The organism is Neomesorhizobium albiziae, assembly GCF_900114255.1.
GTDB lineage: Bacteria > Pseudomonadota > Alphaproteobacteria > Rhizobiales > Rhizobiaceae > Neomesorhizobium > Neomesorhizobium albiziae.
Genome location: NZ_FOSL01000001.1, coordinates 482502 through 503881, shown reverse-complemented (window position 1 = coordinate 503881; position 21380 = coordinate 482502). Strand labels below are relative to the sequence as shown.

The following is a 21380-nucleotide window of genomic DNA, read 5'->3' as shown; positions in this document are numbered from 1 at the left end:
CGGTCCCACAGCAGTCGTAAAGCATCGTGGCACAGCCCGAAAGACCTGCTGGTGCTAGTCAATTCGGCGTTAAGGTCTCATTGCAATCTACATTAAAAGATTCCGCTGAATCGCTGGCGCACTAGCAATTTTGCGCCAAGTTTGTCGTTATCGCGCGAACTGCTCCAATTTCAAAGATGCACATTCCCTGATGCGTTCCGCATCCCGTCCGCTTTGACATCGCGGACTGGATGCGGAATGTTAAACGGCAGAAAGCCAAAAAAATGGGAGTTGGTGTTATGACCTTCTACAAGAGTAATGGGGATCGTGTTCCAGACCATATCGTCGAGATGGCGGAACAAGCCAAAGCCGGTAACATGGACCGCCGCGAATTTCTGGCTCTCGCGAGTGTGTTCGGTGCCTCGACGGCCATGGCCTACGGCATGCTCGGGCTGGCGGCGCCGACCGAAGCCCTGGCGCAGGAACCCAAGAAAGGCGGCGTGCTCAAGGTCGCCATGTGGGTGAAGGATCCCAAGGATCCGCGGACGGCCGACTGGTCGGAGATCGCCAACGCGCAGCGTCAGACGCTTGAGCCCCTGGTCAAATATACCCGCGAATTCACCTTCCAGCCCTACCTCCTGGAAAGCTGGGACGTGAACGACGATGCCACCGAGTACACGCTGCACATCCGTCCCGGCGTCACCTGGAATAATGGCGATACCTTCAACGCGGACGATGTGATCTTCAATTTCACCCGCTGGTGCGACAAATCAGCGGAAGGCAATTCAATGCCGGGCCGCATGGGCACCTTGGTTGACGAGGCCTCGGGCAAGCTGCGCGAAGGCGCGATCACCAAGGTCGACGACGCGACGGTTAAGCTCACTCTGACCAAGTCCGACATCGGTCTCATTCCCAACCTCTGCGACTATCCGGCGCTGGTGGTTCATCGCTCATTCGACGAGACGGGCAAGGATTTCGTCAAGAACCCGATCGGCACCGGGCCGTTCGAACTGGTCTCCTACGATGTCGGCCAGAAGGTCGTCTACAAGCGCCGCGAGAACGGCAAGTGGTGGGACGGCGAGGCCTATCTCGACGGCGTCGAATTCATCGACTACGGCACCGATCCGTCGGCCATGGTCAGCGCTTTCGAAGCCGGCGAAGTCCACACCAACCACGAGACCTCGGCCGACTATGTGTCGATCCTCGAAGGTGTCGGTGCGGTCACTTCGGAAGTCATCACGGCTGCGACGATCGTGGCGCGCACCAACGTCACCAACAAGCCCTATGACGACCAGAAGGTCCGCCAGGCGCTTCAACTCGCAGTCGACAATGCGGTCGTTCTTCAGCTCGGCTATGGCAATGCCGGTACGACGGCGGAAAACCATCATGTCTGCCCGATCCATCCGGAATATGTGGAATTGCCAAAGATCGCCCGCGATCCGGCCAAGGCAAAGGCGCTGATGGCGGAAGCCGGCCAGGCCGATTTCGAGCACGACCTGATCACCGTCGAAGAGGATTGGCACAAGAACACCGGCGACGCCATCGCCGCGCAGCTTCGCGAAGCGGGCATCAAGGTGAAGCGCACCGTGCTGCCAGGCTCGACCTTCTGGAACGACTGGACGAAATATCCGTACTCGATGACCAACTGGAACATGCGCCCGCTGGGCATCCAGGTGGTGTCGATCGCCTACCGCACTGGCGAGGCGTGGAACGAGGCAGCCTACTCCAACCCGGATCTAGACGCCAAGATCGGTGAGGCGCTCTCTATCTCCGATGCCGAGAAACGCAAGACGATCATGGGCGATATCCAGAAGATCCTCCAGGATTCCGGCATCATTATCCAGCCTTACTGGCGCAAGCTCTACAACAGCTCGGTGCCGGCCGTTAAGAACCACGGCATGCACCCGACCTTCGAACATGACTACGGCAAGGTCTGGCTGGACGAAGCCTGATCATCTGATGAAAACGGGAAGGGGCATCCGTTCCTTCCCGTTCCTTAAAGGGTTGCCGGGCAAGAGGCCTGGACGCTGACCCCAACCCGAATGGCAGGGGGTGCAATGTTCGCATTCATCATCAGACGGCTTGGAACCATGGCATTGACGATGCTGTGCCTGACCCTTGTCGTGTTTTTCATGATCAACCTCGAGCCCAACCTCAAGAAGCTCGCCATCAGTCAGCTAGACATGCGCAGCCCGCCCGAGCAGATCGAGAGCTGGCTGGTCAAGAACGGCTACCGGCAGAACTTCTTCGTCCGTTACGGCCAGTGGCTCGGCGTCGTTCAGAAACAGCCCAACATCGACCCTGCCACCGGCAAGGCGGTGCAGCGTTTCAGCTTCTGCAACGAACCGGCGGAACCTTATTACGGCGGCATCCTGCAGGGTGATTTCGGCTGCTCGACCAAGTTCAAGACCAGGGTCTCGGCCAAGCTGTTCCCGGCGCTGGGCGCCACCGGCAAGCTGATGTTCTGGGTGATGGTCACCATGGTGCCGATCTCGCTTCTGGTCGGCATTCTGGCCGGCATGCGCGAGGGATCGCGGACCGACCGGTCGCTCTCCGTGGCGTCGATCACCACAACGGCCACGCCGGAATATGTTTCGGGCGTCATCTTCACCGTCGTCTTCGCCACCTGGCTGGGCTGGCTCAACGGCTCGGCGGCCAGCGCCACCGGACAGGGCATCACCTTCTACAATTTCACGCTGCCGGTGATGACCATGGCGATCTACGGCATCGGATACATCGCCCGCATGACGCGCGCCTCGATGGTCGAGGTGATGACGCAGCAATATATCCGCACCGCGCGCCTCAAGGGGCTGAGCTTCGGCAATGTCGTCGTCAAGCACGCGCTGCGCAACGCGCTGATCGCGCCGTTCACCGTCATCATGCTGCAGTTCCCGTGGCTTCTCACCGGCGTCGTCATCGTCGAGACGATGTTCCGCTACCAGGGTTTCGGCTTCACGCTGGTCGAGGCCGCCAGCAACAACGACATCGACCTTTTGCTCGGCTGCTCGCTGGTCTCGGTGTTCGTGGTGCTGTCGACGCAGCTCATTTCGGACATCGGCTACGCATATCTCAATCCACGCATCAGGGTTCAGTAGGGGAAATGCCGGATGCAGCTTGAATTCATCGGTCCGTTTCAGATCATCATCGGCGTTCTCGTCCGTTTCTGGCCTGTCTGGCTTGGGTTGGCGATCGTTCTCGGTGCAAGCTTCTTCTACCGCAAGCAACTTGGCCTCTACGGTCACCTGTTCGACAGCGGCGTCGGCATCGCCGGCGTGGCGATCTGTTTTTTCTGGCTGTTCACGGCGATCTTCTCCTCGACGATCGCACCGTTTGACCCACTCGCCCAGATTCCGGTCATGAAGGATGCGCTTCCGGGCGCCGTTGCGCCGGATGGTGCTGGCGTCTATCTGTTCGGCGGAGACAAGCTGTCGCGCGACGTGTTCAGCCGCATGGTGTTCGGCAGCCAGATCGTGCTGATCATCGCACCCGCGGCGACCGCGTTTGCGCTGATGGTCGGCATCACGCTCGGTCTTCCGGCCGGCTACTACGGCGGCCGCGTCGACACCATCCTGTCGTTCCTGGCCAATCTGGTGCTGGCCTTCCCGGTCATCCTTTTGTTCTACCTGCTGGTGACGCCGGGCATCATGGATACCCCAATCCCTTACGGGCTCGCCGGCCTGTTCTTCCTGTTTCCGATCATCTTCTTCGCGACGCTGTTCTACACCCGCTACAAGAACCGGCCGGAACGTCTCTACCCGCTTATGGCGATCACGCTGATCGTCGGCGGCTGGATCTATGCCGGCCTCGTCTTCGATGCCGATCCGCTCGGCATCGTCCACATCGATCCCAACCAGCTCAACATCTTCGTGGCTGTCGTCTTCGCGTCGTCGCCTGGCGTGTTCCGCATCGTGCGGGGCCTCGTCATGGACATCAAGACACGCGACTACGTGGCGGCGGCGCAGACCCGTGGCGAGACGCCGTGGTACATCATGCTGTGGGAAATCCTGCCCAACGCGCGCGGTCCGCTCATCGTCGATGCCTGCCTGCGCATCGGCTACACCACCATCCTGCTCGGCACTCTCGGCTATTTCGGCCTGGGTCTCGCGCCGGAAAGCCCCGATTGGGGCACAGCGATCAAGGACGCCAGCCGCCTGCTGCGTTCCTTCATCCACCCGGCATTGCCGCCGACCATCGCGCTGATGTCTTTCGTGCTCGGCCTCAACCTTCTGGCCGACGCGCTTCGCGAACAATCGATGAAAGACTAGAATAATCCCGGAAGGCGAACCGATGAACGAAGCCGTCAAAGCCACGAACATCAGCACCGGCGCTCAACCGATCCTCGAAATCGAGAACCTGTCGATTTCCTTCTTCACAAGGCGCGGCGAGATCCCGGCGGTGATGGATTTTTCCTGCACCGTCATGCCGGGCGAGGCGATGGGCATCGTCGGTGAAAGCGGCTGCGGCAAGTCGACCGTGTCGCTCGGCATCATGCGCGACCTGTCGAATGTCGGAAAGATCGTCGGTGGCCGGATAAAGTTCCAGGGCAAGGACATGGGCGACATGTCCGAAGAGGAGCTTCGCCAGATCCGCGGCAACAAGATCGCAATGATCTATCAGGAGCCGATGGCCAGCCTCAATCCGGCGCTGAAGATCGGCCAGCAACTGATGGAAGTGCCGCTTATCCACGAAAAGGTCTCCAAGGAAGAGGCCTACAAGCGCTCGCTGGAGATGGTGCGCGCTGTGAAGCTGCCAGACCCCGAGCGCATGATGCGTTCCTATCCGCACCAGCTTTCCGGCGGCCAGCAGCAGCGTATCGTCATTGCCATGGCGCTTCTGTCGAAGCCGGCGCTGCTTCTGCTCGACGAGCCGACCACCGCGCTCGACGTTACCGTCGAGGCCGGTATCGTCGAACTGGTCAAGGGACTGGGGAAACAGTTCGGCACCTCGATGATCTTCGTTTCGCATAATCTCGGCCTGATCCTCGAGACCTGCGACCGCATCACGGTGATGTATTCCGGCGAGGCGGTTGAGACCGGCACCGTCAAGGACGTCTTCGACCGCATGCGCCATCCCTATACGCAAGGGTTGTTTCGCTCGATCCCGCTGCCGGGGGCCGACAAGAACTCGCGGCCGCTGATCTCGATCCCTGGCCAGTTGCCGCTGCCGCACGAGCGGCCGAAGGGCTGCAATTTCGGGCCCCGTTGTCAGCATTTCGTCAAGGGCGTCTGCGATGCCGACGAAATCCCGATGATCCCGGTGGTCGGGCATGACAATCATGCAAGCCGCTGCGTGCGTTTCGATGAGGTCGACTGGGCCGCATTGCCGGAAGGCGCCAAGAAGAAAAAGCCGCCGATCACGCCCGGTGCGCCGGTGCTGAAGATCGACGACCTCAGGAAATACTACAAGGTTTCGGCCAACGAGATTTTCGGCGGCAGCGAAGGCCGCGTCGTCAAGGCCAACGAGACGATCAGTTTCGAGGCCCGCGAATCCGAGACGGTGGCGATCGTCGGCGAATCCGGCTGCGGCAAGTCCACGCTCGCCAAGGTGCTGCTCGGCCTCGAAACGGCGTCCGCCGGCACGGTGACGCTCGGCAATTCCGAGATCCAGTCGACGCCGATCGAAAAGCGCGACGTCGACACCATCTCGTCGATCCAGATGGTGTTCCAGAACCCGTTCGACACCCTCAATCCGAGCCACACCGTCGGCTCGCAGATCATCCGCACGCTGGAGAAATTCAAGGTCGGCAACACGCCGGCGGAACGACAGCAGAAGATGCTGGAACTGCTCGACCTGGTGAAGCTGCCGCGCGCATTTGCGATCCGCAAGCCGCGCCAGCTGTCAGGCGGCCAGAAGCAGCGCATCGGCGTGGCGCGCGCCTTCGCCGGCCACGCCAAGGTGGTGGTGGCCGACGAGCCGGTTTCGGCACTCGACGTTTCGGTTCAGGCGGCGGTGACCGAGCTGCTGATGGATATCCAGCGCGAATCCAAGATGACGATGCTGTTCATCAGCCATGATCTCTCGGTGGTGCGCTACATCGCCGACCGCGTCGTCGTCATGTATCTCGGCTACATCGTCGAGCAGGGCACGACCGACCAGATATTCTCGCCGCCCTATCACCCCTATACCGAGGCGCTTCTGTCGGCGATCCCCATCGCTGATACGTCGGTGGTCAAGAAACACATCGTGCTGGAAGGCGACATTCCTTCGGCGATGAACCCGCCGAGCGGCTGCCCGTTCCAGACCCGCTGCCGTTGGAAGAAGTTTGTGCCCGGCAACAAATGCGAAACCCAGGTGCCGCCGCTGAAGGATCTGGGCAACGGGCACAGGAGCCTGTGCTGGCTGGATGACGAACAGTTGGCGACGATGGAGCCGGTGATTTCCTTCGACAAGGAACACGCAGCCCACGAAGGCATGCCCGAGGATGCACCGCGCGGATCGGGTCCGGGTTTTGTCGGCAAGTCGCCCGAGCGGCCGCACGGCAAGACAGGTTCTGTCGATCTCTCCGACGACGCGGACGAGCCGGAAGAGGCTGACGGCCAGGCGCGTCTCGGCCGCAGCGAGGGCGCTGCCCGCAAGCCGAAGAGCAGGCAGGTTCAGGTGGGCTGGGGCAGCCAGTCCGACGACGCCAAGGCGCCGTCGCCTTTCGGTAAAGGCAAAGGCAAGAAGCCGAAAAGCTGACGCGGGGTCTTGTTTTTATTCATGACGGGCGACAACGAGAAGATGTAAGGGCGCTTGTTGCTGCGCTCGGCGCAGAAATCCCGTGCCCTACGATCCGCATTGCCTGAGCTGCGCGGCATACCTGCGCGCCATCTGGTCGGTGTCGCGCGCATAACCCTGTACGCTGGCGCTCCAGTTGCCGCGCTTGAAACCGGTCCAGCCGAGATAATAGGCCATATAAAGCCGGTAGGTATCGTTCTTCGCCACCCCATAGGTATCGGCGGTCTTGGCGTGGTACCAGCCGACGAAATCCACGGCGTCCGCAAAGTTGCTGCGCCTTGCGCCAAACGCTCCGGCCTCGCGCTGGTATTGCGCCCAGGTTCCGTCCAGCGCCTGCGAATAACCATAGGCGCTCGACTGGCGCTTCCACGGGATGAAACCGAACAGCTTGGTGCGCGGCGGTTTGGCGTGCGCCTTGAAGCCCGATTCCTTGCGCACCGTCGCCATCAGCACCGGAACCGGCACGCCATGGCGCCGCTCGGCCTTTTTCGCAGCACTTTGCCAGTTGTTCAGCCAGCCGTCGTTCTGGTCGAAAACAGCGCAGATATCGTTGATGCGGCTTGGCGGTGTCGCACAGGCAGACAATGCCAGAAGTCCCGCAACCGGTATAATTTTATTAAAACTTGCCCCACGCATCCGGTGAGCATTAGGCGAAAATCATAAAAGGAATCTTGCCTGCACCCTTAACCAATCGGGCGCGATTGAGGCGATGCGGCGAAGTAACAATAATTCGACCCGAGATGTCGTTTTATTGGCATCTACTGCATCGAAAATGCCGCTTCAGCTAAAATCCCGCCCGCAGATGACGGATTTCCGACAGCCTGGCGTGCCGGCGCGGGCTTTGATGCCAACCATGAGCGAGCCAAGAAGAAGACGCGGCGCCGAGCGGACCAGCCACCGAGGCCCGGCCGCCATCCCGCAATTGCCGCTGCGGTGCGTCGAAAATCCCTATCCGCCCATGCAGCTTCTGTCCGCCGACCAGGTGGAGGCGATCCACGAAGCCTCCATGCATATCCTCGAAAACTTCGGCATCGAGGTGATGAGCCCGCGCGCGCTTTCGCTGTTCGAGAAGGCCGGCGCTGAGGTCGACCATGCGACCCAGAACGTCCGCATCGACCGCGGTCTCGTTGCCGAGGCGCTGAAGACCACGCCGTCTTCCTACACGCTGACCCCGCGCAATCCGGCAAGAACAATCCATCTCGGCGGCAACCGGATCAACTTCACCCTGGTCGCCGGACCGCCCAACGTGCACGACATGGAGCGCGGCCGCCGCGCCGGCAATCTGCGGGACTATGCCGATCTCGTGCGCCTGGCGCAGCATTTCAACTGCATCCACATGATCGGCAACCAGGTCTGCGCGCCGATCGAGCTGCCGGCCAACTCGCGTCATCTCGACACCTATTTCGCCAACCTGACACTCACAGACAAGGCATTCCACGTTTCGGCCATCGGCCGGGGCAGGGCGCTCGACGGAATTTCCATGATGGCCATTTCCCGCGGGCTGACGCTCGATCAGCTTGCCGAAGATCCCGGTGTCACCACCATCATCTCGGTCAACTCGCCGCGCCGTTTCGACGACATGATGGCGGAGGGCCTGATGACCATGGCGGAGTTCGGCCAGTCGGTTGCCGTCACGCCGTTCACCCTGATGGGCGCGATGAGCCCGGTGACGCTCGCCGGCGCGCTCGCCCAGCAGAATGCAGAGGCGCTGTTCGGGGTGGTGCTGACGCAGCTGGTGCGGCCGGGCGCGCCGGTGATGTATGGCGCCTTCACCTCCAATGTCGATATGAAGTCGGGCGCGCCCGCCTTCGGCACGCCGGAAAACACCAAGGCCAATGTCGCTTCGGGCCAGTTGGCGCGGCGCTATTCTCTTCCCTACCGCACCACGCCTGGTTCCGCCTCCAACGCCGCCGACGCACAAGGGGCATGGGAGACCATGATGGCTCTGTGGGGCGCCATCCTCGGCCACGGCAATCTCGTCTACCACGCCGCCGGGTGGCAGGAGGGCGGGCTCACCGCCTCGTTCGAAAAATTCATCATCGATGTCGAGATGATCCAGCACATGATGGAGTTTTTGCGCCCCATTGATGTCAACGAAGGGGAACTCGCGCTCGACGCGCTCGGCCGGGTGCCGACAGGCGGTCATTTCTTCGGCGAGCCGCACACGCTGGAGCGTTATGCGACCGCCTTCTACCAGCCGCTGCTCTCCAACTGGCAGAATTACGAAGCTTGGGCTGAAGCCGGCGGTCTCGACGCCACGGCGCGCGCGACGCGCCTCTGGAAGAAGGCGCTGGAGGAATATGTCGAGCCCGCGATGGACCTGGCGGTCCGCGAGGAACTCGAAGCCTACATGGCAAAGCGTCGCGAAGAGATAGGGCAGGGCGAGCCGTGATTTTTTTGCCTGCAGCCGCGATGCCGCGCCTCCACACGGAAGATGTGCTAACGATGGGCGAGCGGGCTGGCTCTTGCCGGTGGGGGGATTTGCCTGATGGAATTGATCGTGCGCTTTTCTGGATGGATCATGATCGCAAGTGGCTTGATCACGGCGTCGATGGTTCAGGCGGTGTTTGCGCCAAGGGCCGCCCTGCAGTCCATGTTCGGAGAGGCCATCGAGGGGCCGTTGGCCGAGATCGTGGTCCGCAATTGGGGTGTGCTGATCACGCTCGTCGGCATCGCGCTGATCTATGGCGGAATTTCTTCCTCGCACACGGTGCCCATCCTGCTGTTTGCCGGCGCCAGCAAACTTGCCTTCATCGCGCTCGTCCTGGCGCAAGGTCGCCGTTACCTTTCGCAAAGAGCCGGCGTGGCCATCGCAATCGACGCAGTCTTTGTCCTGCTCTTCGGCCTGATCCTGTTCTCGATCTGATGCTCGACCAGCAATTCCAGGTTCACAAATTGCGCTTGCTCGCCGGGCAACGGCTGAGGATCTGATTCAACGCCCTCCCGCAAAGATTCCCGAAACCTCTCCAATCCATTGAAACCGTAGAGAAAATCATGAAGTCGCATGCAAAGGTCGTGGTCATCGGTGGCGGTGTGGTCGGCGCCTCTGTGCTGTTTCATCTGGCGCGCGCCGGCTGGAGCGATGTGGTGCTTCTGGAGCGCGACGAGTTGACCTCTGGCTCGACCTGGCATGCAGCCGGCGGTATGCACACCATCAACGGCGACCCCAACGTTGCCAAGCTGCAGAAATACACTATCGAGCTTTACAAGGAGATCGAGGAGCTTTCCGGCCAAGCGACCGGGGTGCATGTCACTGGCGGCGTGCTTCTCGCGGCGACTGAAGCCCGCATGGACTGGCTGCGCGGCGTCGTCGCCAAGGGCCGATATCTCGGCCTGGACCTTGAAGAGATCTCAGCGAAGGAAGCGGCCGAGCTGATGCCGCTCATCGACCCGAAGCAGTTTGTCGGCGCTGTCCGCAATTCCGAGGACGGCCATCTCGATCCTTCCGGCGTCACCCATGCCTATGCCAAGGCGGCGCGTAAACTGGGAGCGCAGGTCGAGCGCTTCACCAAGGTCGAGGACATTGTGCGGCGGCCCGACGGCCTCTGGCGCGTCATCACCAACAAGGGCGACGTGATTGCCGAGCACGTCGTCAACGCCGGTGGCCTGTGGGCGCGCGAGGTCGGCCGCATGGTCGGGCTGGAGCTGCCGGTGCTCGCCATGGAGCATATGTACCTGATCACCGAGGATATGCCGGAGGTCGCCGACTGGAACAGGAAGACCGGCACCGAGATCATCCACGCCGTCGATTTTGATGGCGAGCTCTACTTGCGCCAGGAGCGCGGCGGCATGCTGATGGGCACCTACGAAAAGGCCAACAAGCCGTGGTCCGAATTCGAGACGCCGTGGAACTTCGGCCATGAATTGCTGGAGCCCGACATCGACCGCATCGCACCTTCGCTGGAGGTCGGCTTCCGCCATTTCCCGGCATTCCAGAACACCGGCATCAAGCAGATCATCAATGGCCCCTTCACCTTCGCGCCCGACGGCAATCCGCTGGTCGGGCCGGTGCGCGGCCTTCCCGGCTTCTGGGTGGCCTGCGGTGTCATGGCCGGCTTCAGCCAGGGCGGCGGCGTCGGGCTGGCGCTGTCCAATTGGATGTTGCATGGCGATCCCGGCGCCGACATCTGGGCCATGGACGTGTCGCGTTACGGCGACTGGGCTTCGATGGCCTACACCAACGCCAAGGTCCGCGAAAACTATTCGCGCCGGTTCTCCATCCGCTTCCCCAATGAGGAGTTGCCGGCTGGGCGGCCGCTTAAGACCACGCCGGTCTACGACCTGCTCGCCGCCAAGGGCGCGCAATGGGGCGTTTCCTATGGTTTGGAGGTGCCGCTGTGGTTTGCGCCGGACGGTGTCAAGGACGAGTTCTCCTGGCGCCGTTCCACAGATTTTTCCTCGGTCGCCGCCGAGGTAAAAACCGTGCGCCAGCGCGTCGGCCTGTCGGAAATCTCCAACTTCGCCAAATACAAGGTGACCGGCGCCGGCGCCGAGGCATGGCTGGACCGGATGCTCGCCTGCAAGCTGCCGCAGCCTGGCCGCATGACGCTCGCGCCGATGTTGAAGGAAGATGGAAAACTGATCGGCGATTTTTCACTCGCCAACCTCGGCAGCGAAGGCTGGTTCATCGCCGGATCCGGCGTCGCCGAGCAGTATCACATGCGCTGGTTCGAACAACACCTGCCAGCCGACGGCTCGGTCAAGGTCGAAGCACTCGGCCAGAGGCTGACCGGCCTCTCCATTGCCGGGCCCGAGGCGCGAAAACTGCTGGAAAAAGTTACCCGCACCGATGTCTCGGCCGCCGCTTTCAAATTCATGGACGTCAGGAAACTCGACATCGGCATGGCGCCATGCCTGGTCGGCCGCGTGAGCTATACCGGCGATCTCGGCTACGAAATGTGGATTGCTCCCGAATACCAGCGCTCGGTCTTCCACGCCCTGATGGAGGTAGGCAGGGAATTCGGCATCGGCCTGTTCGGAACACGCGCCCTCAACGCGCTCAGGCTCGAAAAGAACTATGGCTCCTGGGCGCGCGAATACCGGCCGATCTACGGGCCGCTGGAAGCCGGGCTCGACCGCTTCGTCGCCTATGGCAAGCCGGCGGATTTCATCGGCAAGAAAGCCGCGCTAGCGGAGCGCTCATCCGGCGGCAAACTGCGCCTGCGCGCCTTCATCGTCGAGGCAGAGGATGCCGATGTGATCGGCGACGAGCCGATCTGGTTCGATGGCGCAGTCCGCGGCTGGGTCACCTCCGGCGGCTACGCGCATCACGCCAGGGCCTCGGTCGCCATGGGCTACGTGCCAAAAGACATCGCCGACGAGAGCGACGGGTTCGAGATCGAGCTTCTGGGCAAGCGCCACGCCGCGCGCATGCAGCCTGCGCCGCTGTTCGACGGCAACCAGCAGCGCCTGCGGGGGTGAAGCCTCGTCGGCTGGTCAGACGGTAAAAGGCGGCGGGCGGCGCCTTATCGGCTGCGCCTTGACGATCGACGTGTTGGTCTCGGCCTTGTCGGCGATGCGGTCGATGATGACGTCGAGGTCGTCGATCGAGCGCAAGAACAACCGCGCGACATAACAGTCCTCGCCCGTCACCTTGTCGCATTCGCAGAATTCCGGCGTATCCTCCAGCAGCTTCTGCACGATGTGCAGCTTGCCGGGCAGTGGCCTGATGCGGACGATCGCCTGCAGGGTATAGCCGAGCGCTGCCGGATCGATCTCGACAGTGAAGGCGCGGATGACGCCGCGCTCCTCCAGTCGCCGCAGCCGCTCCGAAACTGCTGGCGAGGAGAGGGCCACCTGCTGGCCAAGGTCCTTCAGCGAAATCCGCGAATCCCGGGCAAGGATTCCGAGGATGCTTTGGTCGATTTCGTCCAGCACTTCACTTTCTCCAAAATTCTACGCCAACAACCTTACATAATTAAGTCATTTTCGCAATCTGCCTTCTCGTATCGCTGTAATTTCCCACCGCAATGGTGGATTCTCAGGGCCATCCGCAGCGCAGGGGTTTTTCATGTCCGACATAAATCGCGGTACCGTCGAGATGACCGCTGCAATGGTGATTTCGGGAACCATCGGCTGGTTCGTGGTGATGTCCGGGCAGCCGGTCATGGACGTGGTGTTCTGGCGCTGCGTTTTCGGCGCGGCGACGCTGCTGGTCGTCTGCGCATCGCTCGGGCTGCTGCGCGGTCTCCTGTCGCCGCGGGTTCTCGCCTTTGCCGCGCTTGGCGGTGTGGCAATCGTCGTCAACTGGCTGCTGCTTTTTGGCGCCTACGGCCGTGCATCCATTTCCATCGCCACCGCCGTCTACAACACCCAGCCCTTCATCCTCGTCGGCTTCGGTGCGCTGTTCTTCTCCGAGCGGCTGACGGTGCGAAAGCTGACATGGCTGGCCATCGCGTTTGCCGGCATGCTGCTGATCGTCCAGGGCAAGCCGAGCACGGGGGCGGTCGGCACGGATTATTTCGGCGGCATCTTGATGGCGCTGGGCGCCGCCTTCTTCTGGGCGGTCGCGGCGATTGTCGCCAAGAAACTCGCCGGCACCCCGCCGCACCTCATCGCGCTCATCCAGGTTTCGGTCGGCATCCTGATGCTGGCGCCGTTCGCCAATCTCTCGCACCTGCCGACCGAGGCCCGCACCTGGGCGATGCTTGCCATCATCGGGATCGTCCATACCGGGGTGATGTATATCCTGATGTATGGCGCGATCCACAAACTGCCGACGCACCTGCAAGGCTCGCTGTCGTTCATCTATCCCGTCGTCGCCATCCTGGTCGACTTCGTGGCCTTCGGCCACCGGCTGCAGCCGGCCCAACTGGTCGGCGCGGCAGCCATCCTGATCGCCGCCGCCGGCATGAATCTCGGCTGGTCGTTGTGGCGCACGAAGGCCGTCGCGTAAGTAAGATGGCTCCCTGTCGGTCGCGCTTCAGGCCGGGGCGATGAACGGCTGGCTGATCTCATGGAACACCGGCATCGCCTCCAGCCGTGCGGCATGGTCGCGAAGGGCGGGAAATGCGTCCATCGAAACCAGCCCGGCGTGGACCTCGCCGATGAAGCGCAACGCCGCCGCCACCGCGATGTCGGCATGGCCGATGCGGTCGCCGAACCAATAGTCGCCGGGCCGCCCGGCGCGGTCGGCTTCAAGTGCTGCGAGAACCTCGGAAATCTGCGTCCGGCAGCGCTGGACCCAGAGATCCGACACCGTCTGGTGCAGCCGTTTTTCGTAAAACAGGATCACCGCCTTGTCGGCCAGGCCCGTGGCAAGCGCTGCAACCTTCAGCGCCCGATACCGCGCCGGTTCGTCCTTCGGGAACATGGCGCGCTCGGCCGGCACCAGGCTGTCGAGATAATCGAGAATGGCATGGCTCTCGATCAGCACGTCGCCATTGTCCAGCACCAGGGTCGGCACCCGCGTCAACGGATTATACGCGCGCAGTTTTTCGGCGTCGCCGAATGACGACCATGGCCGCTGTTCAAACGGCAGGCCGTAAAGCGTCAGCGCGACGCCGACGCGGCGCACGAATGGCGAGTCATATTGGCCGATCAGGATCATGAGATGTGCTCCAGCGAGGGGAGATTGTCACGGCGGGTGCAAGCCAGGCAACCTCAAGCCGTTTGTCCAGCCTTGCAGTTGGCCAACCGGCAGGCGGAGGGGCGCCTACAGTTCTTCGAGCGCATCGCCGAACCGCTCTATGCCGCGCAGGCGCGTGCGGCCGGCAGCACCTGCCCGCTCAATAGCGCGGGTCGTGATCAGGTGGCAGATCGCCATCACCGAGACGTGGTTGAACAGCGGGCCGGGCGCCAGCGTCTGGCAGCGGAAGTGCCAGGTCGCCGTCGATCGGTGGGGGACGCCTTCGTCTGTGAGATAAAGAAGTTTCGCGCCGATCTTCTCGATGGCCGAGAGGATCGTTTCCATCTGCGCGACCCGCCGGCGCAGGCCGAAGACGATCGCCACGTCGCGGTCGGTTACGCTCGCCAGATGTTCGCCCAGCGTCTGTCCCGCACCGGGAATGGCGACGATGTTTTCCGTGACCTGCGTCATCTGCCATTGCAGGTAGTCGGCAAGGGGGTGGCTGCTGCGAAAGCCGAGTACCCAGGTCTTGCGCGCTTCGAGGACCGCATCGGCGATCGCGTCCACCTGGGCGTCGGTTATCGTCGCAAAAGTGCCTTCGAGATTGGCGATGCCCTGGGCGACGTGGGCTGCGACCGACTGGGCGCCGGCCGCATCGGTGGAGGTCGCCAGGAACAGGCGGGAACCGGTCTGCCTTTCGTCGCGCGCGTGCCGGCGCGCCTCCTCGTAGCTCTCGTAGCCGAGCCGCCGCACAAACCGAGTGACCGTGGCGTTCGATACCTGGGCGAGCTTGGCCAATTCCGAGGCGGAATAGCTCGCCAGCTCGCCCGGAAAATCGCAGACGAATTCACCAAGCCGCCGCTCGGCAGGGTGCAGGTCGTCGAGGGCATCCCTGACCCGGAACAAGAACGAACGATCCGTAGGCCCCATCTGACCCTCCCTCACGAACCAAGCTTGTAGCGGACTTGCCGGACTTCGCAAGAATGCGGCAAAGCAAAACAACTAAAGCGGAATACCCGTTTCAATCTGAATTGTATTCCGCTGCGGGCTGTTTGAAGTTTCGCTTGAAAACAGCATTTCATGAATGTATCATAAGAAAATTGATTTTCACACTGATGCCAAGAGGAGGAGACTATGGCAGCAGAAGGAATGGTTCAGTCCGGCAGGTCATCTCCGGTCATCAGGCAATTGGAATCTGCGCTCACCCGCATCGGAGTGACCGGGGCGCACAAGCAGATCATCGCGCTCGTGCTGATCGGCTGCCTGTTCGACAGTTTCGAGCAGAACACGATCGGCGTGTCGGGGCCGCTCCTGAAGGAGCATTGGGGCCTGACCGGCACGGATATCGGCTTCTTGAATACGATCACCTTCGGCAGCGCGGCCATCGGCCGGCTGCTTTCGGGCATTCTGGGCGACCGCTACGGCCGCCGCGTCATGCTCAGCGTCAACCTGCTTCTGTTCTCCCTCGGTTCGGCGGCATGTGCGCTTGCACCCGACTTTATGTTCCTGTGCATTGCGCGGGCGATCGTCGGCTTCGGCGTCGGCGGCGAGATTTCCACGGCCGTCACCATGCTGTCGGAATTCTGCTCGCCGAAATTCCGCGGCACGGCCGCGGGCCTCGTCAATGTCGGCGCGGGCGGCTTCGGCAACTTCCTGGCGCCGGTCTACGGCTTGATGATCTTCAGCCTGTTTCCGGGCGAAGATAGCTGGCGCTGGCTGTTCGCCTCGCTGGCCCTGCCGGCCCTTCTCGTTGTCTTCTACCGCCGCTTTGTGCCGGAGACGCCGCGGTTCCTCGCCTCGCAAGGTCGTATCGACGAGGCGAACAAGGTGCTGTCGGTGCTGGAAGCCGGTTCGCTCCGGCCGCGCAACCTCGTGGTGCGCGAGCATCTGACGAAGGACCAGACGACGGACGCGCCGGCCGCCAAGGGCGGCTGGAAGGAACTCTTCCGCGCGCCGTTCCTCGGCCGCATTATCCCGGTGTCGATCGCCATCCTGATGAGCTATGGCGCGCAGCTATCCGTGCTGACCTTGATGCCCATCATCTTCATGTCGATGGGCCATACGTTGCAGGGCAGCCTGCTCTACAGCATGATCATCCAGAGCGGCAGCGTCCTGGGCGCGATTGCGGCCTCCATGTTCGGCTACTACTTCCCGCGCAAGAAGGTGCTGACCGCCGGTGCGATCTGCGCGTGCCTGGCCGCCCTCTCCATCATGTATCTCGGCACCACCATCTACCTGGTGCTGTTCTTCGGCGCGCTCTTCCAATTCTTCGTGCTGTTGCTCAACACCTCGATCTGGATCTACGCGCCCGAACTGTTCCCGACGCGCATCCGCGCCTTCGGCGTGGCCTTCATCCTGGCCACCGGTTCGGCGGCAGGCTCGTTCGTGCCGACCATCTCCGGCGCGCTGTTTGATGCCTATGGCATGACGGGCGTGTTCGGCCTGGCGGCCGCCATGTATGCGGTCTTCGCTGTCTGCATCCGCCTCGGGCCCGAAACCTACGGCATGTCCATGGAAGACCTCACGCAGCCGGCGGATGTCGTCGCAAGCAGCGAGAACCTGGCGATGCAACCCGCAAAAGCAGGAGCTTGAACCGAGCATGACCGCGCACATACTGTTGATCAATCCCAACAGTTCGCAGGCCACGAGCGACATGATGCACGCCATCGCGCTGACGGCGTTGGACGGTAGGCTGGAGTTGGAAACCGTGACCGCGCGTCGTGCCCCGAGCATGATCGTCATGCCCGAGCAGCTGACGGCATCCGCCGCCGAGGTGGTCGAGCTTGGAACCGCGCATGGCCGGGATTGTGCGGGAATTATCGTCAGCGCCTTCGGCGATCCCGGCCTTGCCGAACTTCGCCGCAAGGTGGCCATTCCGGTGGTCGGCATCTGCGAGGCCTCGATGATCGAGGCCTCGGAGGGCGGGCGCAGGTTCGGCGTGGCGACTTCCACGCCGGACCTTATTGAGGCGATCGGCCAGCGAGCGCATGATCTGGGGCTTGCCCATCTCTATACGGGCATCCGCTGCACAGAGGGCGACCCGGTCGCGCTTGCCGCGGATCGGGCGCTTCTTACCGAGGCGCTTGCCGGCGCGGTCGGCGACTGCATCACGCTGGACGGTGCGGAAGCGGTGATCATCGGCGGCGGCCCCCTCGGGCAGGCCGCCGAAGCGCTCCGGTTGCGCTTCTACAAGCCGGTGCTTGGGCCAATCCCCTCGGCGGTCGAGCGGATCATCGGTCTCATCGGCGAAGCTGCGCGCGTGCCTCAGGCAGTGTGAGAATTCTCACTGCCGCGACGTCTGCGGGTTTGGAACGGTGCTGAATATACGCGTCATTCCCGACCTCGTGAGCGAGGAACGAGCGGAGAGTGTCGGGAATCCATGCCGAGACAGGTCGGCAGTACGAAAGCGGTGCAGAACCAACCAGCCCGCCAGTCCAGCCAAGCCCATTGTCAGCATCTGTCAGCAGTCTTTGTTTTTCTTTTATCCACACCCCTTTGCCGCTGCCGCATACTCATCGGCAGTTTCTCCTGCGGGAACGCCGATCATGACGGTGGTTTGCGGGGAGGAACCGGCGCTTCGGGCAAGCGGCTAACGTGGCCGTGGAGACGGAGGGCTGTCCCAGAGTCTCTACGATTTCCCGCGTTGACGGGAACCAGGCGCGGTATGATCTGGCGCTGACACGTAGAAACCACCGGTGCATACCGGAAGGTCCGATGTTGGGAGATGGGATGGCCGAAAATCGCCGGCGGGGCGCTGGGAAGGCGCCAGATTACTTACTTACGAGGTGCTGACCCAGCGCCCCGCTTCCCGACTTCTTCCATGCAATGGCCAGACGGATGAAAATCCGGGCGTGGTGATGGAGACGCTCGTTCCAAATAAACATGACTAAACAACTCATATTATCTTGCCGAAACAACGTCTTATGTCAAAATTTGACCGATTGATAAAAAAATAAACTGTGCTAGCCTTCGTCAAAACCATAAGAATGGGGAACTTCGAAGATGGCCGAAGGTCTGTTCAAGGAAGGCATCGCAGCCGCCCGGCTTTCGCCGGAAAAATACGCCGACAATTTCTCCGATCTGCATCCACCGCTCGATCACCACGAGGCGCTGGTCGAGTCCGACCGCTGCTATTTCTGCTACGATGCGCCGTGCATGCAGGCCTGCCCGACCTCCATCGATATCCCGCTGTTCATCCGCCAGATTTCCACCGGCAATCCGCTGGGGTCGGCCAAGACCATCTTCGACCAGAATATCCTCGGCGGCATGTGCGCCCGCGTCTGCCCGACCGAAACGCTTTGCGAGGAAGTCTGCGTGCGCGAGGTCGCCGAGGGCAAGCCGGTGCAGATCGGCCGCCTGCAGCGCTACGCCACCGATGTCGCCATGGGCCAGAACAAGCAGTTCTACGAGCGCGCGACGCCCACCGGCAGGAAGATCGCCGTAGTCGGCGCCGGTCCGGCCGGCCTTGCAGCGGCGCACCGGCTCGCCCGCTACGGCCATGAGGTGACCGTGCTCGAAGCCAGGCCGAAATCCGGCGGCCTCAACGAATACGGCATCGCCGCCTACAAGAGCGTCGACAACTTCGCCCAGGCCGAAGTCGATTACGTCACCGCGATCGGCGGCATCTCGATTGTCAACGGTAAGGCGCTCGGCCGCGACTATGCGCTTTCCGAACTGACCGCAAGCTATGATGCGGTGTTTCTCGGCCTCGGCCTTGCCGGGGTCAATGCATTGCGTGCCGAAGGCGAGGAAAGCGACGGCGTCGAAAACGCAGTCGAGTTCATCGCCGAGCTTCGCCAGGCGCGCGACCTGTCGGCGCTGGAAGTCGGCCGCCGCGTTGTCGTCATCGGCGGCGGCATGACGGCCATCGACGCCGGCGTGCAGGCCAAGCTACTTGGCGCCGAGGAGGTGACGATCTGCTACCGGCGCGGCAAGGAGCAGATGAACGCTTCCGAATTCGAGCAGGATCTGGCGACCTCGAAGGGCGTCAGCATCCGCCACTGGATGCAGCCGAAAAAGGTCGTCACCGAAGGCGGCAAGGTCGCTGGAATCGAGCTGGAGTACACGGCACTCGACGGCGACAGGCTTGCGGGCACCGGCAAGACCCTGCGGCTGGAGGCCGACCAGGTGTTCAAGGCGATCGGCCAGAGTTTCGAACCCGCCGCGCTCAATGGCAGCGGCGCGTCCATCGCCATGGAAGCCGGCCGCATCAAGGTCGATGCTGAGGGCCGCACGTCGCTGGCGAAAGTCTGGGCCGGCGGCGACTGCGTCGTCGACAGCCGCGAGGACCTGACCGTGGCGGCCGTTGCCGCCGGCCGGGACGCGGCGGAGAGTATCCACCGGGCACTCACCTCGAACGGGAGGGCATGAGCATGGCAGACATCCGCAACAATTTCGTCGGCATCAAATCTCCAAACCCGTTCTGGCTGGCCTCGGCGCCGCCGACCGACAAGGCCTACAATGTCATCCGCGCCTTCAAGGCTGGCTGGGGCGGCGTTGTATGGAAGACTTTGGGGGAGGAGGGGCCGCCGGTCGTCAACGTGAACGGGCCGCGCTACGGCGCGATCTGGGGCGCGGACCGGCGGCTCCTCGGCCTTAACAACATCGAGCTGATCACCGACCGCGACCTGTTCCTAAACCTGCGCGAGATCAAGCAGGTCAAGAAGGACTGGCCCGACCGCGCCATCGTCGTCTCGCTGATGGTGCCTTGTGTCGAAGAAAGCTGGAAGGCGATCCTGCCGTTGGTCGAGGAAACCGAGGCCGATGGCATCGAGCTGAATTTCGGCTGCCCGCATGGCATGTCTGAACGTGGCATGGGCTCGGCGGTCGGCCAGGTGCCCGAATACATCGAGATGGTGGTGCGCTGGTGCAAGCAGAACACCCGCATGCCCGTCATCACCAAGCTCACGCCCAACATCACCGACATCCGCAAGCCGGCGCGTGCGGCCTTCGCTGGCGGCACTGACGCCGTGTCTCTGATCAACACCATCAACTCGATCACAGGCGTTGATCTCGACAGCTTCGCGCCGATGCCGACCATCGATGGCAAGGGTTCGCATGGCGGCTATTGCGGCCCGGCAGTGAAGCCGATCGCCATGAACATGGTGGCCGAGATCGCCCGCGACAGTGAAACCCGCGGCCTGCCGATCTCCGGCATCGGCGGCATCACCACCTGGCGCGACGCCGCCGAATTCATGGCGCTTGGCGCTGGCAATGTGCAGGTCTGCACGGCGGCCATGACCTACGGCTTCAAGATCGTGCAGGAAATGATCGAAGGCCTGAAAAACTGGATGGACGCCAAAGGCCATGCTTCGCTCGACGACATCGTCGGCCGCGCCACGCCCAACGTCACCGACTGGCAGTATCTCAACCTCAACTACGTCGCCAAGGCGCGTATCGACCAGGATGCCTGCATCAAGTGCGGCCGTTGCCACATCGCCTGCGAGGACACGTCGCACCAGGCGATCACCAGCATGGTCGATGGCGTCAGGCATTTCGAGGTGATCGAGGCCGAATGCGTCGGCTGCAATCTCTGCGTCAATGTCTGCCCGGTCGAAAACTGCATCACCATGGAGCCGCTGGCGGCAGGCGTCATGGACCAGCGCACCGGCCAGCCGGTGTCTCCGGTCTATTTCAACTGGACGCAGCACCCCAACAATCCGATGGCCAAGGCGGCGGCGGAATAAGCGCCGCCGCATGGCAGCTATCGCTGGAGGGTTGGGGTCCGGTTCAGATGTCCTTGGTGTCGAAGAAGATCAGTTCGACACCGCCGTCGGCGAACTTGCCGAGATCGGCGGCCGCGGCCTGGCCTTCCGGCGAATTCAATGCCGTCTTGATGGCGTCGAGGCTGTCGAAATAGAGCGTCGCGACCATGTGGAAATTCGACGGCCCTTCCGGGCCAAGCGCGTTGCCGTCGCTGACGTCGTATTTTCGCAGCCCCGGTATCTTCTGGGCAAGCGGCACGTGCGTCGAAAAATAATAGCGCTCGAAAGCCGCCGGGTCCTTGGGCGTTCTGTACAATGCGATCAGTCTGGCCATCGATCTCTCCCTGGCTCATGCGGCGCAGCGCGCGCCGGTCTCTCCCGATGCCCGCGCGACAACATGGCGGATCAGGCAT

17 protein-coding genes are annotated in these 21380 nt (G+C 62.4%); 12 read left to right on the top strand and 5 right to left on the bottom strand.

The genetic code is table 11. The annotated features are described in order from the left end of the window. The first annotated feature begins 278 nt into the window (after positions 1-278). From F3H98_RS02410 to F3H98_RS02395, 4 genes are all read left to right on the top strand, one after another. Entirely contained in the window at positions 279-1931 is a 1653-nt protein-coding gene (locus tag F3H98_RS02410; protein WP_149757875.1) for an ABC transporter substrate-binding protein, read from the top strand. A gap of 105 nt (positions 1932-2036) precedes the next feature. After that, the gene (locus tag F3H98_RS02405) at positions 2037-3074 is read left to right on the top strand and encodes an ABC transporter permease (RefSeq protein WP_149757873.1); all 1038 of its coding nucleotides are present in this window, start codon (positions 2037-2039) and stop codon (positions 3072-3074) included. A gap of 12 nt (positions 3075-3086) precedes the next feature. Next, positions 3087-4244: an ABC transporter permease gene (locus tag F3H98_RS02400; RefSeq protein WP_149757871.1), complete on the top strand. Its 1158-nt coding sequence runs from the start codon at positions 3087-3089 to the stop codon at positions 4242-4244. Between the two features lie 22 nt (positions 4245-4266). Further along, the gene (locus F3H98_RS02395) at positions 4267-6657 is read left to right on the top strand and encodes a dipeptide ABC transporter ATP-binding protein (protein ID WP_149757869.1); all 2391 of its coding nucleotides are present in this window, start codon (positions 4267-4269) and stop codon (positions 6655-6657) included. Between the two features lie 87 nt (positions 6658-6744). On the opposite strand, the gene F3H98_RS02390 is transcribed toward F3H98_RS02395, so the two are convergent. Beyond that, complete coding sequence (locus F3H98_RS02390) at positions 6745-7332, bottom strand: transglycosylase SLT domain-containing protein (RefSeq protein WP_149757867.1); 588 nt, start codon at positions 7330-7332, stop codon at positions 6745-6747. A 217-nt stretch (positions 7333-7549) separates the two neighbouring features. On the opposite strand from F3H98_RS02390, the gene F3H98_RS02385 reads away from it, so the two are divergent. The 3 genes from F3H98_RS02385 (at position 7550) to F3H98_RS02375 (ending at position 12117) form a co-directional block, all read left to right on the top strand. Next, positions 7550-9088 (top strand): trimethylamine methyltransferase family protein, encoded by a 1539-nt coding sequence (locus F3H98_RS02385; RefSeq protein WP_149757865.1) that lies wholly within the window; start codon positions 7550-7552, stop codon positions 9086-9088. A 129-nt stretch (positions 9089-9217) separates the two neighbouring features. Beyond that, positions 9218-9562: a hypothetical protein gene (locus tag F3H98_RS02380; RefSeq protein ID WP_210249651.1), complete on the top strand. Its 345-nt coding sequence runs from the start codon at positions 9218-9220 to the stop codon at positions 9560-9562. 128 nt (positions 9563-9690) lie between these two features. Continuing rightward, entirely contained in the window at positions 9691-12117 is a 2427-nt protein-coding gene (locus tag F3H98_RS02375; protein WP_149757861.1) for a GcvT family protein, read from the top strand. 15 nt (positions 12118-12132) lie between these two features. On the opposite strand, the gene F3H98_RS02370 is transcribed toward F3H98_RS02375, so the two are convergent. Continuing rightward, the gene (locus tag F3H98_RS02370) at positions 12133-12573 is read right to left on the bottom strand and encodes an Lrp/AsnC family transcriptional regulator (RefSeq protein WP_149757859.1); all 441 of its coding nucleotides are present in this window, start codon (positions 12571-12573) and stop codon (positions 12133-12135) included. Between the two features lie 133 nt (positions 12574-12706). Between F3H98_RS02370 and F3H98_RS02365 the strand changes: the two genes are divergently transcribed. After that, complete coding sequence (locus tag F3H98_RS02365) at positions 12707-13591, top strand: DMT family transporter (RefSeq protein WP_149757857.1); 885 nt, start codon at positions 12707-12709, stop codon at positions 13589-13591. A gap of 27 nt (positions 13592-13618) precedes the next feature. Here F3H98_RS02365 and F3H98_RS02360 read toward each other — a convergent pair whose 3' ends face one another. After that, positions 13619-14245: a glutathione S-transferase family protein gene (locus F3H98_RS02360; protein WP_149757855.1), complete on the bottom strand. Its 627-nt coding sequence runs from the start codon at positions 14243-14245 to the stop codon at positions 13619-13621. Positions 14246-14350: 105 nt separating this feature from the next. After that, positions 14351-15193 (bottom strand): MurR/RpiR family transcriptional regulator, encoded by an 843-nt coding sequence (locus tag F3H98_RS02355; protein WP_149757853.1) that lies wholly within the window; start codon positions 15191-15193, stop codon positions 14351-14353. 204 nt (positions 15194-15397) lie between these two features. On the opposite strand from F3H98_RS02355, the gene F3H98_RS02350 reads away from it, so the two are divergent. From F3H98_RS02350 to preA, 4 genes are all read left to right on the top strand, one after another. After that, positions 15398-16855 (top strand): MFS transporter, encoded by a 1458-nt coding sequence (locus F3H98_RS02350; protein ID WP_188130304.1) that lies wholly within the window; start codon positions 15398-15400, stop codon positions 16853-16855. Between the two features lie 7 nt (positions 16856-16862). Continuing rightward, positions 16863-17540 carry an aspartate/glutamate racemase family protein gene (locus F3H98_RS02345; protein ID WP_149757851.1) on the top strand — a complete coding sequence of 226 codons (678 nt, stop codon included), beginning with the start codon at positions 16863-16865 and terminating at the stop codon, positions 17538-17540. Between the two features lie 725 nt (positions 17541-18265). Further along, positions 18266-19633 (top strand): NAD(P)-dependent oxidoreductase, encoded by a 1368-nt coding sequence (locus F3H98_RS02340; protein ID WP_149757849.1) that lies wholly within the window; start codon positions 18266-18268, stop codon positions 19631-19633. Between the two features lie 2 nt (positions 19634-19635). Continuing rightward, positions 19636-20949, top strand: a complete 1314-nt coding sequence (preA, locus tag F3H98_RS02335) for an NAD-dependent dihydropyrimidine dehydrogenase subunit PreA (RefSeq protein ID WP_149757847.1) — start codon at positions 19636-19638, stop codon at positions 20947-20949. A gap of 43 nt (positions 20950-20992) precedes the next feature. Here preA and F3H98_RS02330 read toward each other — a convergent pair whose 3' ends face one another. Next, positions 20993-21301: an EthD family reductase gene (locus F3H98_RS02330; protein ID WP_149757845.1), complete on the bottom strand. Its 309-nt coding sequence runs from the start codon at positions 21299-21301 to the stop codon at positions 20993-20995. Between the last annotated feature and the right edge of the window lie 79 nt (positions 21302-21380).

Bases quoted from the DNA above. Each gene is read 5' to 3' on its own strand.
- F3H98_RS02380 (WP_210249651.1), top strand. From the start codon at position 9,218: ATGATCGCAAGTGGCTTGATCACGGCGTCGATGGTTCAGGCGGTGTTT.
- F3H98_RS02400 (WP_149757871.1), top strand. From the start codon at position 3,087: ATGCAGCTTGAATTCATCGGTCCGTTTCAGATCATCATCGGCGTTCTC.
- F3H98_RS02410 (WP_149757875.1), top strand. From the start codon at position 279: ATGACCTTCTACAAGAGTAATGGGGATCGTGTTCCAGACCATATCGTC.
- F3H98_RS02385 (WP_149757865.1), top strand. From the start codon at position 7,550: ATGAGCGAGCCAAGAAGAAGACGCGGCGCCGAGCGGACCAGCCACCGA.
- F3H98_RS02390 (WP_149757867.1), bottom strand. From the start codon at position 7,332: ATGCGTGGGGCAAGTTTTAATAAAATTATACCGGTTGCGGGACTTCTG.
- F3H98_RS02355 (WP_149757853.1), bottom strand. From the start codon at position 15,193: ATGGGGCCTACGGATCGTTCGTTCTTGTTCCGGGTCAGGGATGCCCTC.
- preA (WP_149757847.1), top strand. From the start codon at position 19,636: ATGGCAGACATCCGCAACAATTTCGTCGGCATCAAATCTCCAAACCCG.
- F3H98_RS02375 (WP_149757861.1), top strand. From the start codon at position 9,691: ATGAAGTCGCATGCAAAGGTCGTGGTCATCGGTGGCGGTGTGGTCGGC.
- F3H98_RS02395 (WP_149757869.1), top strand. From the start codon at position 4,267: ATGAACGAAGCCGTCAAAGCCACGAACATCAGCACCGGCGCTCAACCG.
- F3H98_RS02345 (WP_149757851.1), top strand. From the start codon at position 16,863: ATGACCGCGCACATACTGTTGATCAATCCCAACAGTTCGCAGGCCACG.
- F3H98_RS02330 (WP_149757845.1), bottom strand. From the start codon at position 21,301: ATGGCCAGACTGATCGCATTGTACAGAACGCCCAAGGACCCGGCGGCT.
- F3H98_RS02340 (WP_149757849.1), top strand. From the start codon at position 18,266: ATGGCCGAAGGTCTGTTCAAGGAAGGCATCGCAGCCGCCCGGCTTTCG.
- F3H98_RS02360 (WP_149757855.1), bottom strand. From the start codon at position 14,245: ATGATCCTGATCGGCCAATATGACTCGCCATTCGTGCGCCGCGTCGGC.
- F3H98_RS02350 (WP_188130304.1), top strand. From the start codon at position 15,398: ATGGCAGCAGAAGGAATGGTTCAGTCCGGCAGGTCATCTCCGGTCATC.
- F3H98_RS02405 (WP_149757873.1), top strand. From the start codon at position 2,037: ATGTTCGCATTCATCATCAGACGGCTTGGAACCATGGCATTGACGATG.
- F3H98_RS02365 (WP_149757857.1), top strand. From the start codon at position 12,707: ATGTCCGACATAAATCGCGGTACCGTCGAGATGACCGCTGCAATGGTG.